Origin of the sequence: Sporosarcina luteola, assembly GCF_023715245.1 — a bacterium.
Lineage (GTDB): Bacteria > Bacillota > Bacilli > Bacillales_A > Planococcaceae > Sporosarcina > Sporosarcina luteola_C.
The window spans coordinates 53262-66355 of the sequence record NZ_JAMBNV010000006.1 but is presented as its reverse complement, the minus strand read 5'-3'; the positions used below and the strand labels follow the sequence as shown (position 1 = coordinate 66355).

Here is a 13094-nt window from a genome sequence, read left to right as displayed (position 1 = left end):
ACGGAAAGTCGGATAAATGACTTTCTGTGACAGTTTTTATGTGGTTGAGATTGCGCGCGTCCAAAGGGAATGGTTGCACGTCCAAAGCGCGTGTTTGTGCGCCCAAAGCGAGCTGCTCCGCGCCCAAAGCGTGCCGCTCCGCGCCCAAAGCATGCCGCTCCGCGCCCAAAGCGTGCCGCTGCGCGCCCAAAGCATGCCGCTCCGCGCCCAAAGCGTGCCGCTCCGCGCTCAAAGCGAGCTGCTGCACGCTCAAAGCAAGCCCCGCCGCGCTTAAAACAGGTAGTCCGCACAATTTTGCTGAAACTTTCAAGTTGCCGAACCGTAAATGTATTAGTAGAAGAGGGGAGATGATAGTGGTGAAATTTAATGCGAAGGAATGCCCAAAATGCGGCAGCCACGAGATAGGCAGAGGTAAGCAATCAGGATACGCAGGCGTGACACCTTATGAAAAAATGGGTTTTAACCATAGTTTGATACATCTGATTTGCACGGATTGTGGATGGGTAGTCGGTAGTTATGTTGAAAATCCAAAAGTTTTCAAGAAGACTGTAAGTGATTATATCCGTGGTATTTAGCAGAGCTGACCACATTGCACAGGGGAGAATGAGTTGTTTTTATATCACGTTAGATGTGATATAAAATCGGCTCTCTTTTCTATTCAGGCAAAAATTTGACTATCCTAAAAACTCTATTGCAGAATGTTTCGCAAACACGTATATTTAGAGTGTCGAAGTAATTGTCAGGGAAAGTTGGAAATGTGGATGAAATGGTTTAGTGAATGGGGACGTAAATTCTCCTCCTTCAATCGGAATGTTAGGCTTTTTATCATAGGAAATGCACTCATCCAGATCGGAATGGGTGTTTTCATGGTCATGTACAATTTATACATACGGGAGCTCGGTATGCCGGAAACGATAAATGGCAAAGTCATTTCCATGACGGCTATGGCATCTGCTATCATGCTCGTCCCTGCAGGCTTTTTAAGCGATCGATTCGGTCGGAAATGGATGATTGTCGGCGGTGCCGTCTTAACAGTGGCGACTCTCTTCTATCGAGGGATTGCAGTTGCAGAGACACCGATTATTACAGCTGCATTTTTGACGGGTTTATTCATGGCATTTGTTCAAGTATCGGGCATCCCGTTTCTTGCAGAGAACTCTGCTCCTACGGAACGGGTGAAGCTTTTCAGTGTCAATTTTGCAATCATAACGATTGCGAATGTCATCGGAAGTTTGGCGGGCGGGATTATCGCGGACGTGTTGGAAACTGTCTTCAAAATCGGCACAGTAGAAGCAATCCGATATGCATTGCTTTTGGGCGCAGCTATTTTTACAATCGGTTTGATTCCTTTATTCAAATTGCAGGAGAAATCAACTGAATCTGGTATGGGGGCGAAGGAACGTATTGAGGAATCTCCATCAGCGGATGTTAGCTTCAAGCGGAATCTCATTGTCATCTTCCATTTTTCATTCGCAAGCTTGCTGATCGGTTTCGGTTCAGGTTTGGTTATTCCATACTTGAATTTGTACTTCGCGAACCGTTTCGATGCCTCCAATTCCTATATCGGGCTTGTTCTATCATTAGGTTCGGCGATGACTGCGGTGGCGGCGATGATTGGTCCAGCACTTTCGAGGAAAGTCGGCAAGGTGAAGGCGATAATTTTATTCCAGGCATTATCGATCCCTTTCCTGCTATTGACGGCGTACACGACGTCGCTCATGTTGGCGTCGCTCGGTTTCCTCCTGCGGCAGGCGCTCATGAACGCCGGCAATCCGATACAAAGTGCCGTAGCGATGGAAGTCGTGTCGGATAAATACAAAGGGCTCGCCAATTCCATGAACCAGATGGTTTTCAATCTGGGTTGGGCAACGATGGGTCCTATTGCGACTGGACTCGTTGTCGCGAACGGATCCTATTGGGGCTATGCGTATGCCTTCACGATTACAGCAGGATTGTATATTGTTTCATCAATTTATTACTATTTCATATTTGGAAGAAGGAAGTTGGCAGGTGAATGATAAAAGGGCAATCCCAATTTTCGGGACCGCCCTTTTCTTATTCGCCTCTTTTATACTGGGTTTCCTTCCAAGCATTTTGCTCTTCAGGCACCCGGCTTTTATCCTCAAAGACGTTTTCAGTTTTCTGGTTTTGAATCTTCAATTGTTCTTTTTCATTGTGTAATTGCTCAGGGGTCTTTTCTTTATCTTTAGCCATACATATCGCCTCCTTATCGAAGGATAGTATGTACGTAAAGTATGTCATCATTCATAAACGTGGAATGTCATTAGCTCATGAATCATTTTTTTGACGTTTTCTTCATCAGACGGTGTTCCACTTGTCCAGACGATTGTGCCGTCCGGCTTGTAATCGCCTGTGAATCGTTCATTTTGATAAAAGAATGAAAATGTCCAGCCTGGCAAGCTGCCGCCTGCAAACATCGGTTTATAGCTGAAATGCTGTAGCATCGAATTGCTCCTTTCATAGACAAGCGCCCAACCGCATAAAGTGTACAAAAGATGCGAAAGGGTGCTGACGTGTTTGTTGATAAATTAAAGCAGGCAATTGAGGGTGAATACAAAGACTATTACTTTTACAAGTCGATGTATGATAAAACGGACGATCCGCTTTGGCGGGATTTCATCCAGCACGCGTATGAGGATGAAAAAAGCCATTATGAAATGTTGCAACAACTCTATTATATGATGACAGGGACGTTTGTACAAAATCCAAAGAAGCCGATTCCATGCTACAACTTTAAGCAATGCGTTAAACAGGCGCTTGTCGATGAGTTGGATGGGGTGGAGACATATAAGGAAATGCTGTTGACGATTCCTATTCAGCAAGCATACAATCCTTTGTTCATCGCCATGCATGACGAAATGGAGCATGCCATCCGGATGTCTACGATCTATAATTCATTGAGATGAACGCAAACACGAGACCATCTTTACGATGCTCCCGTGTTTTTTACTGTCGAAGACTAGAAAGATGTTCTTGAAAATATACAGAAGCCTCCAGCATCCTCGGTCCATACCAGAACATTTCTCCGTCGATAAGGACGGGTTCAGTTTCCGGCATCATGCCCAAAAACTCTTTGATATGCTTTTCACTGAAAGGGAAGGGCTCTGATGCCAATAGGACATAATCCAATTTTGCATCCTTAAAACCTTCTGCGGTGACTGCCGGATATCTGCCATCCACTTCGGTGAATGGATTGATGAAACCCATCTTTTCGAGTAGCGAATTAATATATGTATCTTTCCCGACAACCATATACGGTTTCCGCCAAATGACGTAAGCAACACGCTTCCCAGTGGCCTTAGGCAAAGATTCAAATTGTTCTCGGATAGCACCTGCCAATTCACTGGCGGCTTCGTTCCGATCTGTCAAGCTTCCCATCTCCTCGATCATCCGGAATGCGTCATCCACCGATTGCACTTCAGCGACAAAGACAGGGAAGTGCTTCTCCAACTCTTCCACAATCTCTCTCGTGTTTTCCTCTTTTTCAACGACGATGAGGTCCGGTTGCAATTCTTGAATCGCTTCTAGTTTAATGTCCTTAGTGCCCGCAACTGCCGGCACATTTTCAACCTTCCCTTTCGGATGGATGCAAAAACGGGTCCTGCCAACAATTTCCGCATCCAGGTTGAGCGAAAATAATGTATCAGTAATGCCAGGACATAATGAGACAATCCTTTTTGGCGGGAAGCTAAAAGTGACACTTCTTCCGACCTGGTCCACAACTGTTTTATTCAAAACGATACTTCATTCCTTTCATCCGAAAAACTTAGCTGCTGCCTTTGCCACATCTTCAGGAGCTTTCAAAGATAAAGGTTCCCCATGCAAATAATTGAACACATTCATATCGCTTGTTTCTAATGCTCCTATTATCATGCGGGGAATCAGGCGGAAGTGGACTTGCTCTGCGCCATGCTTATTCACAGGAATGAACAATGAAGCGTTGAAGCTTTCCAACCCAACTTCCTTGAAATAGCTGAAGAAATGGAGAAGGCTTTTCGCAAGGTCTTCATAGCTGTCATTTGTCAGTTCATTGAAGGAAGCCGCTTCGAAAACTCCGATGAAGTCGCAATGGCTCTTCGGAGCAAATGCATGCATCCAGTCAATAGAGCCTGCTTTGCCGATCCATCGTTCGCCAATTGTCCTTTCTTCAGCAACAAGCGAAGTGAAGTAATTTTCACTTTCCCTTTCATAGAAGGCATGACTGTTAGATGTGACCGCCGCCTGATAATTCGTCGGCTGCTCGGAAGCCAACACATGGATATGCGGATGTAGGATGCTGCCTCCTGAAGGCGGCAAGTAGTTCCAATTGATGGAGACATATTCGGTTTTAGGGTCGAACTCCAATACCTTTTCGATATACTGATGTGCAGCTTTAAAAGAATCCGATATGAGTTCTTCTGTAAATTCTTCAGGCTTCACATAATGTTGCTCGGACATACGAACAACGGCATTATGCTTGCTGTAAGGGAATAAATTCGGGAATACGACCGCTTCTTTCCCGACAAACCGTCCGCCCTCCACTAACTCATCGGGGAAACGCGGTGTGATTTTGGATACGTTTTCAGTGCAGAAAGGGCATTTCTTACCTTCCGTCGCCTTAGCGAGTTCCGAATAATCCTTCGGCACAAATGGCGCACCCGGGTCAAAAATGATACGGGATGTTTCACCGGTTAACGGATCAAATCTGACTTCAGTTTTTCTGTCGATCAACTTCCCGTCTTGCATCGGATCATGGAAAGTGAAAAATTCATCATGTTTGCGAAATGAAATTGGCATAGGCGTACTCCCCCTTAAAAACATCTTTCTTCCATTCTATCGTTGACTGACAGAAAAGTCAGCCGGTTGAGAGATTATCGAAGCGTAGTTATGACTTTTCCTTTTCCTTTTCCATTTTCCATAGTCACTCTTCCGCTCGCCCCATTTACAAATGTAATTTGTGGCGGAACATGACCTACGTCGGCATCGTAAACGATCGGCAATCCGGTCAGCTCTTTTATTCTTTCCATTGAATCCAATACGGTGAACCCGTTAACTTCTTGACCGGCAGGGGAGCGACCGAAGAGGATGCCCGTTGAATTTTCAAACCATCCTGCATAGACAAACTGAAGCATTGTCCGGTGAAAATCGGTGGCGTTCATTTCGCAGTTCTCGAAATACCACAAAATCGGCTCATCGTTCAAAAAGTTTTTCTGGAATGAAGCAATATCACCATAGGGGGTTCCTACAAGGTGACGGATCGTATCTATACAGCCGCCTAAAAAGCGCCCTTCCAATTCAGTGTTTCCTGATCCAACCGACTTCCATTCAGTCGGTGAATCCAATTTATAGACGTATGGATCATCCGGAGCATCATGTTGCCATTTGGATTGGAACTTTTCAGATGAATGTTGCTCAATATCTGATCCTGCAGTCGCTTGTAAGACATCCATGAATTTACTTGCAACAGGCTCCCATACATCGCTGCGCAATTCGACGAAGTTCGGTCCGTGCGCGGTTGCAATGCCGGTTTTCACTGTCAGCGCAAAAAGGAAGGTGCTCGTATCTGAATAACCTAAAATCCATTTAGGGTCAATGTCCTCCCAGTTAATGAGAGGCAAAATCTCCATCAGGATTTCCCCGCCCCATGGAGGAATGATTGTACTGATTTCCGGATTTTTGAACATAGCCATTAGCTCAGCCGCACGGATTTCTTTCTCTGCTGAAGCGGACTTGTTTTGTGTCCACACAGTATTGCCGACAGTCACTCGATAACCTCTTTTTTCAAATTGACGTCTAGCGTTTAGGACGAGATGGTGAAGGGTTTCATCAACACCTGACGACGGCGCTGTCACGCCGATTGTATTTCCTAGTTTCAAAGGATTTGGATAGCGGATCATAAGAATCACTCCATTTTCTTTCATAATTTATGGTAAGATAGTTGTATAGTAGTTTATCAAGAATTCTTAAAATTGTCCCGCACTATTTACTGAAGGGGGAGAGGGCTTGCTGAGATACAAAAAGATGTTTGCGCTGAGCGTCATTATTGCGGTTGCTTCCGCATTTATCCTGCCGGGGACTGAATCTGGATTCGGATGGCCGTTGGTATGGATAGAATATAATGGACACCCTCCTATTTCATTCGCATCAGAACTATTTCACCCAGACCATTTCAGATATGTTTCCTTCCACTTATGGAACTTAGTAATTGGGGCATTACTTATTTACGTTGTACTTTTATTGATTTACAAAGGGTTGAATAAAATAAATAAAGAAGTAGAGATAGGGGAAAAGTGAAGATGATCAAGTCCGCTACATTATATACAAACAATCTAAAAGCATTACGACGTTTTTACGGAAACGTGTTGGAACTTGATGTGATGGAATCGACAGTTGAGCAGTTCACCGTGAGGATCGGAGAATCACATCTTACATTCAAGCAAAGTGAACAACCGGCTTTTTATCACTTCGCAATCAACATCCCAGGCAATCAATTTTCTATGATGAAATACTGGATGCTGGATCGCGTGACGTTGAACCGTGAAGAAGGACGGGACGAAGTGTACTTCCCGAGCTTTGACGCGGATGCAATGTATTTTGAAGACCCGGTCGGCAATATCGTTGAGTTGATAGGCCGAAGAAAACGGGATCTATTTGGTGATTTGACAAAAGAATCATTCTTGAATATTAGCGAAATCGGTATAACGACACCGCATGTCGTCGAAGTGGGCGATGAACTGCAAGATCTCGGAATTCCGCTCCGTAATGGCACAGAAGTGGAACCGGATGAACTGAATTTTCTTGGACGTGGCGATAATTACATCGTCCTCGTTCCGCCAGGCCGTCGCTGGTATTTCTCAAAAAAAGTATCGGAAGCATATCCGCTTGAATTGACCTGGAATGAGGCACATATAAAAGTGGATGGGGAAGGAAAACTCTCATTTGAATAAATGATGAAAAGCCGATTGCATTCCAGCAAACGGCTTTATTCTTTTGTTTAAGATCACTCGCCGAGATTTATGATCACTCACCAGTGTTTATGTTCACTCAGAATACACCAAGCTCCACGATATCGAAAACTTTTTCCAAATCAACTCCTTCTGTTATAATGAAAACCGAACGAATCGGAAATAAGGTGAAGCGATGAATTTCTTATGGACATTGTTGTTTATGGCTTTAATCGGGGCGTTGATCGGGGGATTTACGAATCACTTGGCGATCAAGATGCTGTTCAGACCCCATGAGGCGAAATATATTGGAAAATGGCGTCTCCCTTTTACGCCAGGGTTGATTCCTAAACGGCGCGACGAACTTGCCGTGCAACTAGGGAGGACAGTGACGAACTATTTAGTCACTCCCGATGTATTGCGCAATAAATTATTGACACCTGAAATGGAAAGAAAAGCGGAGGCATTCCTCCAAAGTAAGATGGAAGAGCATGTACTTGAGTCGGACAAGACATTGCATGATTGGCTGCAAGTGGCGGGCGCTCATGACATTGTCGAGAAAGCAGAGCGCAAGATCGAGTCACTCATCGATGCCCAGCTCATTAGCGTGCGAACGAAATTGACATCGGGCACGATTGAAGAAATCGTTCCGGCGGAGTGGCAGGAACGGGCGAAAGCACATATTCCTGTAGTGACCAACTATATCCTGCAGCGAGCCGAGCAATTTGTGGATTCGGATGAAGGGAAAGTGATGTTCCAAAAACTGATCAATGATTTCCTTGAGTCAAAAGGGACATTTGGCGGTATGTTGAACATGTTCTTCGGGGATTCCAACTCTCTTGTTGAGAAGGTGCAGCGCGAAGCATTGAAGTTCATCAATGCGCCAGGCACGTACAATCTTCTGCATTCGTTGATCGACAAGGAATTTGCAAAGCTGCAAAAGCGTCCGATGGAGGAACTGCTTGCCAGATTCGATTGGGAGGGACTGTTCACTTCCATTAAAGCATATGCTAACAAGGAACTTGCGCTAGATACCCGTTTGGATAAAACAATCCACGATTACTGGCCAAATGGTTCCGAGTGGACTGCAGAAAATTTGACGCCGAAAGTGATGCAATTCGCTTTCGATCAAGCCCAAAAGCAACTGGAGGAATCATTGAAAAGACTGAAACTGGACGAAATTGTCAAGGAGCAGGTAGATACGTTCCCGGTTTCTGTACTGGAAGATCTCGTCCTTGGCATTTCAAGACGCGAATTCAAAATGATTACGGTCCTTGGCGCACTGTTAGGTGGTATTATCGGGATTGTGCAAGGCATGATCGTCTTTTTCACAAACTTATCTTAGGGGGAATAAATAATGGCTGTTAATATTTACGATGATTTGAACAAATTGGAGTCGACACTACGGAAGACTGACGAATTTGCAGAGGTGAAAAACGCGATTGATGAAGTGAAGAACGATGAGCAGGCGCTTGAGCTCTTCAAGAGCTTCCGAAAAATTCAAATGGATCTTCAGCAAAAGCAAATGCAAGGCGAAGAAATTGCGCATGAAGAGCTGGAGTATGCACAAAAAACAGCACAACTAGCTCAGCAAAATGAAAAGATCATGCAAATGCTTCAAGCAGAAATGAAGCTAAGCGGCCTGATTGAAGAAGTGAACCGCGTCTTAATGAAGCCGGTTCAGGAAATGTATGAAAGTATGCAATAAAAACCGGCTCAGCCGGTTTTTTTGTGTTATTATTTCAGTTAGTTAATGTTAGTTAATGATGAAAGTTGGAGTAAACCATGCAAAAAATAATCCTTACAAAATCATTCGAACAAGATTGGATCCGGATGTTCACCCATCTCGCCAATCTTTTCTTCGAGCAATCTAAAGTGAGTACTGATCCTGAAGACGAAGGTATACTTATAGATCTATCCTTGCATAAAGACGGTGCAGAAATCGTTGGCCAAGCCAATTTAACGTATGACGGCATTGAATACAGCGCCACTTTTTCTGAGCAAATGACAACCGACAATTCGGAAACTGAGACCCGTCAGCTGAAACGGATTTATTCTCACGTATTCCTTGAAGTTTTGGAGCAACTCACCGGAATGAAACAATCATGGGGAATACTCACCGGTATCCGTCCGATGAAACTGTATCACAAATACCGCCAGCAAGGTCACGGAGTCGAAGAGGCAAAACGTCTCTTAATGGAAAGACACCGGATTTCCGAAGAGAAGAGTGAGCTATTGGCGACGATTGAAAATGTCCAACTCCGGGCGATTCCCGATTTACATCAGATTCAAAACGATGTGAGCATTTACATCGGCATTCCGTTTTGCCCGACAAAATGTGCGTACTGTACATTTCCAGCTTACGCCATCCATCGGAAAAATGGCCGCGTTGAATCGTTCCTCGACGGGCTCCATGAAGAAATCCGTGAAATCGGGAAATGGTTGACGGAACGTAACATCAAAATAACAACAATCTATTTCGGCGGAGGTACGCCGACTTCCATCGAAGCGGATGAGATGGATGCCCTTTATCAGACAATGTATGATTCGTTCCCACATATGAAGGAAGTAAGGGAAGTTACTGTCGAAGCGGGACGTCCGGATACAATCACCCCTGCAAAAATTGATGTCCTGAAAAAATGGGGAATCGATCGGATCAGTGTCAATCCACAGTCGTATACGGATGAAACGTTGAAAGCGATCGGAAGGCATCATTCCGTCCAAGAGACGATCGATAAATTCTGGCTGTCCCGGAACATGGGGATGAAAAACATCAATATGGATCTGATTATCGGCTTGCCGAATGAAGGACTGGAAGAATTCCGCCACTCGCTCGACGAAACAGCGAAAATGCAGCCGGAGTCATTGACAGTCCATACGCTTTCATTCAAACGGGCTTCCGAAATGACGCGGAACAAAGAGAAATATAAAGTCGCTGACAGGGAAACTGTTGAACAGATGATGAAGATGGGGGAGCAATGGACGAAAGAAAATGGCTACGTCCCTTATTATTTGTATCGCCAAAAAAACATCCTCGGCAACTTGGAGAATGTTGGGTACGCGAAACCCGGCGAAGAAAGTATATACAATATTATTATCATGGAGGAAGTCCAAACAATCATCGGAATTGGTTGTGGCGCATCCAGTAAATTCATGGATCCTGTTACCGGCAAAATTACTCAATTCCAAAATCCGAAAGATCCCGCTGCCTATATCCTTACGTTTGAAGAATATATCGAAAAGAAAATTGAATATCTTGAAAGGATTTTCCCTCAAGCGATTCAAGTAGACTGAAGTCGAAATAAAAACCTTAGCACTCGAAAAGTGTTAAGGTTTTTATTTCGATTTAAGAAGGATTTTCTCAACACTCAACGAATAAGTACTAATGAATGTTTATTCATCTTTTAGAGGGGGTATTTATCTTGTATTCTACAATCGAATTGATAATGGAAGGCCGGCTTGCGCGGCTGACGATGAACAGGCCGGACTCCATGAATGCAATGGATGACACGATGATGGGAGAACTGGCTGATGCCTTCGAATCTCTTTCATCCAATGATGAAGTTCAAGTGTTGATTATTAATGGTGCTGGACGCACATTCTCGGCGGGCGGGGACATTAAGAAAATGATTGATCCCAATGCGCCAATGGATATCGAAAAAGTGATGATCAATGTGTCGCGTCTCGCAAAAGCGTTATACGAACTTCCGCAAATTACGATTGCCGCAATCCACGGATCTGCTGCAGGACTCGGTTTCAGCTTGGCGCTCGGTTGCGATGCCGTTATTGCTGAAGAGAATAGTAAACTCGCAATGAATTTCATTGGTATCGGGCTTGTGCCTGACGGGGCCGGCCATTTCTTCTTAAAAGAGCGGATCGGAGTGCCGCAAGCTAAGCAACTCATCTGGTCTGGGGAAGTGATGCGCGCGGAAACCGCTAAGGAGAAAGGGCTCATCGACCAAATCGTTCCGGACGGAAGCGTCAGTCAAGCATCTGATGCGCTAGCCCAACAGTTTCTGTCTGCTCCAATCGCGGCAATGCTTGCTTCCAAAAAGATATTACATGAGCAAAAGATTGGTGAATTGGAAAATGTATTACGCATGGAAAGCGAACAGCAAGTCGCGATGCGCAAGACAAAGGATCATTTAGAAGGAATCAATGCATTTGTAGGAAAACGAAAGCCTGCATTTGTAGGAGAATAATTACATGTGCAGCTGTTGCCTGTAATAGAGGGTAACAGCTGTACCCGCCTGTGAAAATGGGATTACACCGGAGGGAAATTATGACAAACGAACTTAAAAATGCATTGAATAGATTCATCCAAGAAAACGGGGAGAGTTTTGAAGAGGAATTATTATTCGAAGCGTCAACAGTTAGGGCGAAAATTAATACGATCCTTGAGGTAGGCAACATTGACTTAATTAACAATGCACATAAACTTGTCAGTTATGCTTTGGAAAATAAATTGGATGAGCTTCGGCAATTCGCCAAAGTGGAAGGAATTGCTTGGGCAACCCATTCATTGACACTGTCGTTCAAATTGGAGTGGGTCCAGGCGATCCGAAGGACACTTTGGACATTCCTTCAACGATATATCGCTGAAAACAATGCGGAAATCAAGTTCTTTCAGTTGGAGAGACAGATTAACAGCTCTATCGATCAATTCCTGAATGCGTTTTTCATTAGTTACTCTGCCTATAAGGATGAGCTGTTGAAGGCGCAAAGGGATTTGGTTGAAAACCTATCCGTGCCTATCATCCCGATCACCCCGACTGTTTGCATTCTGCCTATAATTGGCTCAATCGATTATTACAGGGCGAAAGTGATGGAAGAGAAGGTATTGACGGAAGTCGGCCGATTACATATTCAAACATTGCTGATGGACCTATCTGGAATCGCGGACATGGAAGCTGAAGTGATTGATCAGTTGAAGAAGATCATTGACGGGGCGGCGATGATGGGATGTTCGACTGCAATTACTGGATTAAGGCCGGATGTCGTCCGTAGCATGGTACGTCTCGGCGTACAGTTCGAGAGGAATACGCAAATGGTCGGAACGCTTCAACAAGCTCTGAGCATTTATTTTACAAATTAAAAAAACTTAATCCTCTATGGGATCAAGTTCTTTTGATCTGTATTTATCTGCTGTGTCCCGCCAAGTGAAATATCCTCTTTCCACCGCCGCAATCAATAATTCGGCAGTCGCGATATTCGTAGCGAGCGGTATTCCGTATACATCACAAAGTCGCAATAATGCGCTAACATCAGGCTCATGGGGCTGTGCGGTCAATGGATCGCGGAAGAACAGAATCAAGTCCAGCTTTCCAGTGGCGATCATCGCTCCGATTTGCTGGTCCCCGCCTAAAGGTCCGGACATCATGCGGTGAACTTTAAGGCCTGTCTCCTTCATGATTCGTTTACCGGTAGTGCCTGTTGCATACAACTCAAATTTCGAAAATACGTGTTCGTACGCAATCGTGAAATTCACCATTTCATCTTTTTTCTGATCATGGGCAATGAGTGCAATGTTCAAAAGAAGCACCTCCATACTGTGGCTTGCACCATTAACATATCATAGCGGCAAGATTGCCGCCAAACTTTACATCAGACATGAAATAGCAAAAGTTTTCCTGCGGGCGAAGCAAGGCGATGTGTTTGTTCAAGAAGATTTTTTTCTTCGAGCAATGCATGGCCTTTTTCTTTTGCCGTTTCATCATTATCTGCCGTGAACGTTTCTTCTGTAATTAACTTTCCTGTCTTCTCGTAAGCCGTCAATTTATAAGTTCTCAAGCTGCTCATCCTTCCGTGCTTTTCTCCATTATACTATGAATGTCTGGAAAATGAATAGTTATTCATTTCAAAAACGATTGTAAAGGTTACTTGACATCCCACATATAGTAAAGTAAGCTTTACGTAAAGCTACCTTTACAATTGAAAGGGGGAGCATGTAACTGAATAACTTGATTAAGGAAATGCGTACTGAAATGGGATTGACGCAGGATGATCTTGCGGAGAGGTTGGAAGTGTCGAGACAGACAATTATCTCTCTCGAAAAGGGAAGGTATAATCCTTCGCTAATTTTGGCCTTTAAAATCGCAAGGCTCTTTAATTGCCGTATTGAAGATATTTTTCAACCGGAGGAGGAATGAG

At 44.3% G+C, this 13094-nt stretch carries 18 protein-coding genes; 11 read left to right on the top strand and 7 right to left on the bottom strand.

Annotated features, from left to right (window positions below; genetic code table 11):
• Window positions 1–353: 353 nt before the first annotated feature.
• Window positions 354–575, top strand: a complete 222-nt coding sequence (locus M3152_RS17040; RefSeq protein WP_251696993.1) for a transcription initiation factor TFIIIB — start codon at window positions 354–356, stop codon at window positions 573–575.
• 180 nt (window positions 576–755) lie between these two features.
• A complete protein-coding gene (locus M3152_RS17035) occupies window positions 756–2018 on the top strand; it encodes an MFS transporter (RefSeq protein ID WP_353056626.1) in 1263 nt (420 codons plus the stop codon).
• Window positions 2019–2055: 37 nt separating this feature from the next.
• On the opposite strand, the gene M3152_RS17030 is transcribed toward M3152_RS17035, so the two are convergent.
• A complete protein-coding gene (locus M3152_RS17030; RefSeq protein WP_251696991.1) occupies window positions 2056–2214 on the bottom strand; it encodes a hypothetical protein in 159 nt (52 codons plus the stop codon).
• Window positions 2215–2261: 47 nt separating this feature from the next.
• Window positions 2262–2465 (bottom strand): YheE family protein, encoded by a 204-nt coding sequence (locus tag M3152_RS17025; protein ID WP_251696989.1) that lies wholly within the window; start codon window positions 2463–2465, stop codon window positions 2262–2264.
• A 51-nt stretch (window positions 2466–2516) separates the two neighbouring features.
• On the opposite strand from M3152_RS17025, the gene M3152_RS17020 reads away from it, so the two are divergent.
• Window positions 2517–2927, top strand: coding sequence for a ferritin-like domain-containing protein (locus tag M3152_RS17020; RefSeq protein ID WP_251696987.1), 411 nt, complete (start codon window positions 2517–2519; stop codon window positions 2925–2927).
• Between the two features lie 40 nt (window positions 2928–2967).
• Here the strand turns inward: M3152_RS17020 and M3152_RS17015 are convergent, their stop codons facing one another.
• The 3 genes from M3152_RS17015 to M3152_RS17005 form a co-directional block, all read right to left on the bottom strand.
• On the bottom strand, window positions 2968–3756 hold the full coding sequence (locus tag M3152_RS17015; RefSeq protein WP_251696986.1) for an ABC transporter substrate-binding protein: 789 nt from the start codon (window positions 3754–3756) through the stop codon (window positions 2968–2970).
• A gap of 18 nt (window positions 3757–3774) precedes the next feature.
• Window positions 3775–4797: a hypothetical protein gene (locus M3152_RS17010; RefSeq protein ID WP_251696984.1), complete on the bottom strand. Its 1023-nt coding sequence runs from the start codon at window positions 4795–4797 to the stop codon at window positions 3775–3777.
• Between the two features lie 74 nt (window positions 4798–4871).
• Window positions 4872–5897: a S66 family peptidase gene (locus M3152_RS17005; protein WP_251696983.1), complete on the bottom strand. Its 1026-nt coding sequence runs from the start codon at window positions 5895–5897 to the stop codon at window positions 4872–4874.
• Window positions 5898–6003: 106 nt separating this feature from the next.
• Here M3152_RS17005 and M3152_RS17000 point away from each other — a divergent pair, with 106 nt between their 5' ends.
• The 7 genes from M3152_RS17000 to M3152_RS16970 all read left to right on the top strand — a co-directional run bounded on the left by M3152_RS17000 (window position 6004) and on the right by M3152_RS16970 (window position 12039).
• Entirely contained in the window at window positions 6004–6294 is a 291-nt protein-coding gene (locus M3152_RS17000; RefSeq protein ID WP_251696981.1) for a hypothetical protein, read from the top strand.
• 2 nt (window positions 6295–6296) lie between these two features.
• Window positions 6297–6947, top strand: coding sequence for a glyoxalase (locus tag M3152_RS16995; protein WP_251696979.1), 651 nt, complete (start codon window positions 6297–6299; stop codon window positions 6945–6947).
• 193 nt (window positions 6948–7140) lie between these two features.
• The gene (locus tag M3152_RS16990) at window positions 7141–8289 is read left to right on the top strand and encodes a DUF445 domain-containing protein (RefSeq protein WP_251696977.1); all 1149 of its coding nucleotides are present in this window, start codon (window positions 7141–7143) and stop codon (window positions 8287–8289) included.
• Window positions 8290–8301: 12 nt separating this feature from the next.
• Window positions 8302–8652, top strand: coding sequence for a YlbF family regulator (locus tag M3152_RS16985; RefSeq protein WP_251696976.1), 351 nt, complete (start codon window positions 8302–8304; stop codon window positions 8650–8652).
• 77 nt (window positions 8653–8729) lie between these two features.
• The gene (locus M3152_RS16980) at window positions 8730–10238 is read left to right on the top strand and encodes a coproporphyrinogen III oxidase (RefSeq protein WP_251696974.1); all 1509 of its coding nucleotides are present in this window, start codon (window positions 8730–8732) and stop codon (window positions 10236–10238) included.
• Window positions 10239–10363: 125 nt separating this feature from the next.
• Entirely contained in the window at window positions 10364–11146 is a 783-nt protein-coding gene (locus tag M3152_RS16975) for an enoyl-CoA hydratase (RefSeq protein WP_251697024.1), read from the top strand.
• A gap of 80 nt (window positions 11147–11226) precedes the next feature.
• Window positions 11227–12039 carry an STAS domain-containing protein gene (locus M3152_RS16970; protein ID WP_251696972.1) on the top strand — a complete coding sequence of 271 codons (813 nt, stop codon included), beginning with the start codon at window positions 11227–11229 and terminating at the stop codon, window positions 12037–12039.
• A 6-nt stretch (window positions 12040–12045) separates the two neighbouring features.
• Here M3152_RS16970 and mgsA read toward each other — a convergent pair whose 3' ends face one another.
• The gene (gene mgsA, locus M3152_RS16965; RefSeq protein WP_251696970.1) at window positions 12046–12492 is read right to left on the bottom strand and encodes a methylglyoxal synthase; all 447 of its coding nucleotides are present in this window, start codon (window positions 12490–12492) and stop codon (window positions 12046–12048) included.
• Between the two features lie 56 nt (window positions 12493–12548).
• Window positions 12549–12734 (bottom strand): YhzD family protein, encoded by a 186-nt coding sequence (locus tag M3152_RS16960; RefSeq protein WP_251696968.1) that lies wholly within the window; start codon window positions 12732–12734, stop codon window positions 12549–12551.
• Window positions 12735–12895: 161 nt separating this feature from the next.
• Between M3152_RS16960 and M3152_RS16955 the strand changes: the two genes are divergently transcribed.
• Entirely contained in the window at window positions 12896–13093 is a 198-nt protein-coding gene (locus M3152_RS16955; RefSeq protein ID WP_251697023.1) for a helix-turn-helix transcriptional regulator, read from the top strand.
• The last annotated feature ends 1 nt before the right edge of the window (window position 13094 follow it).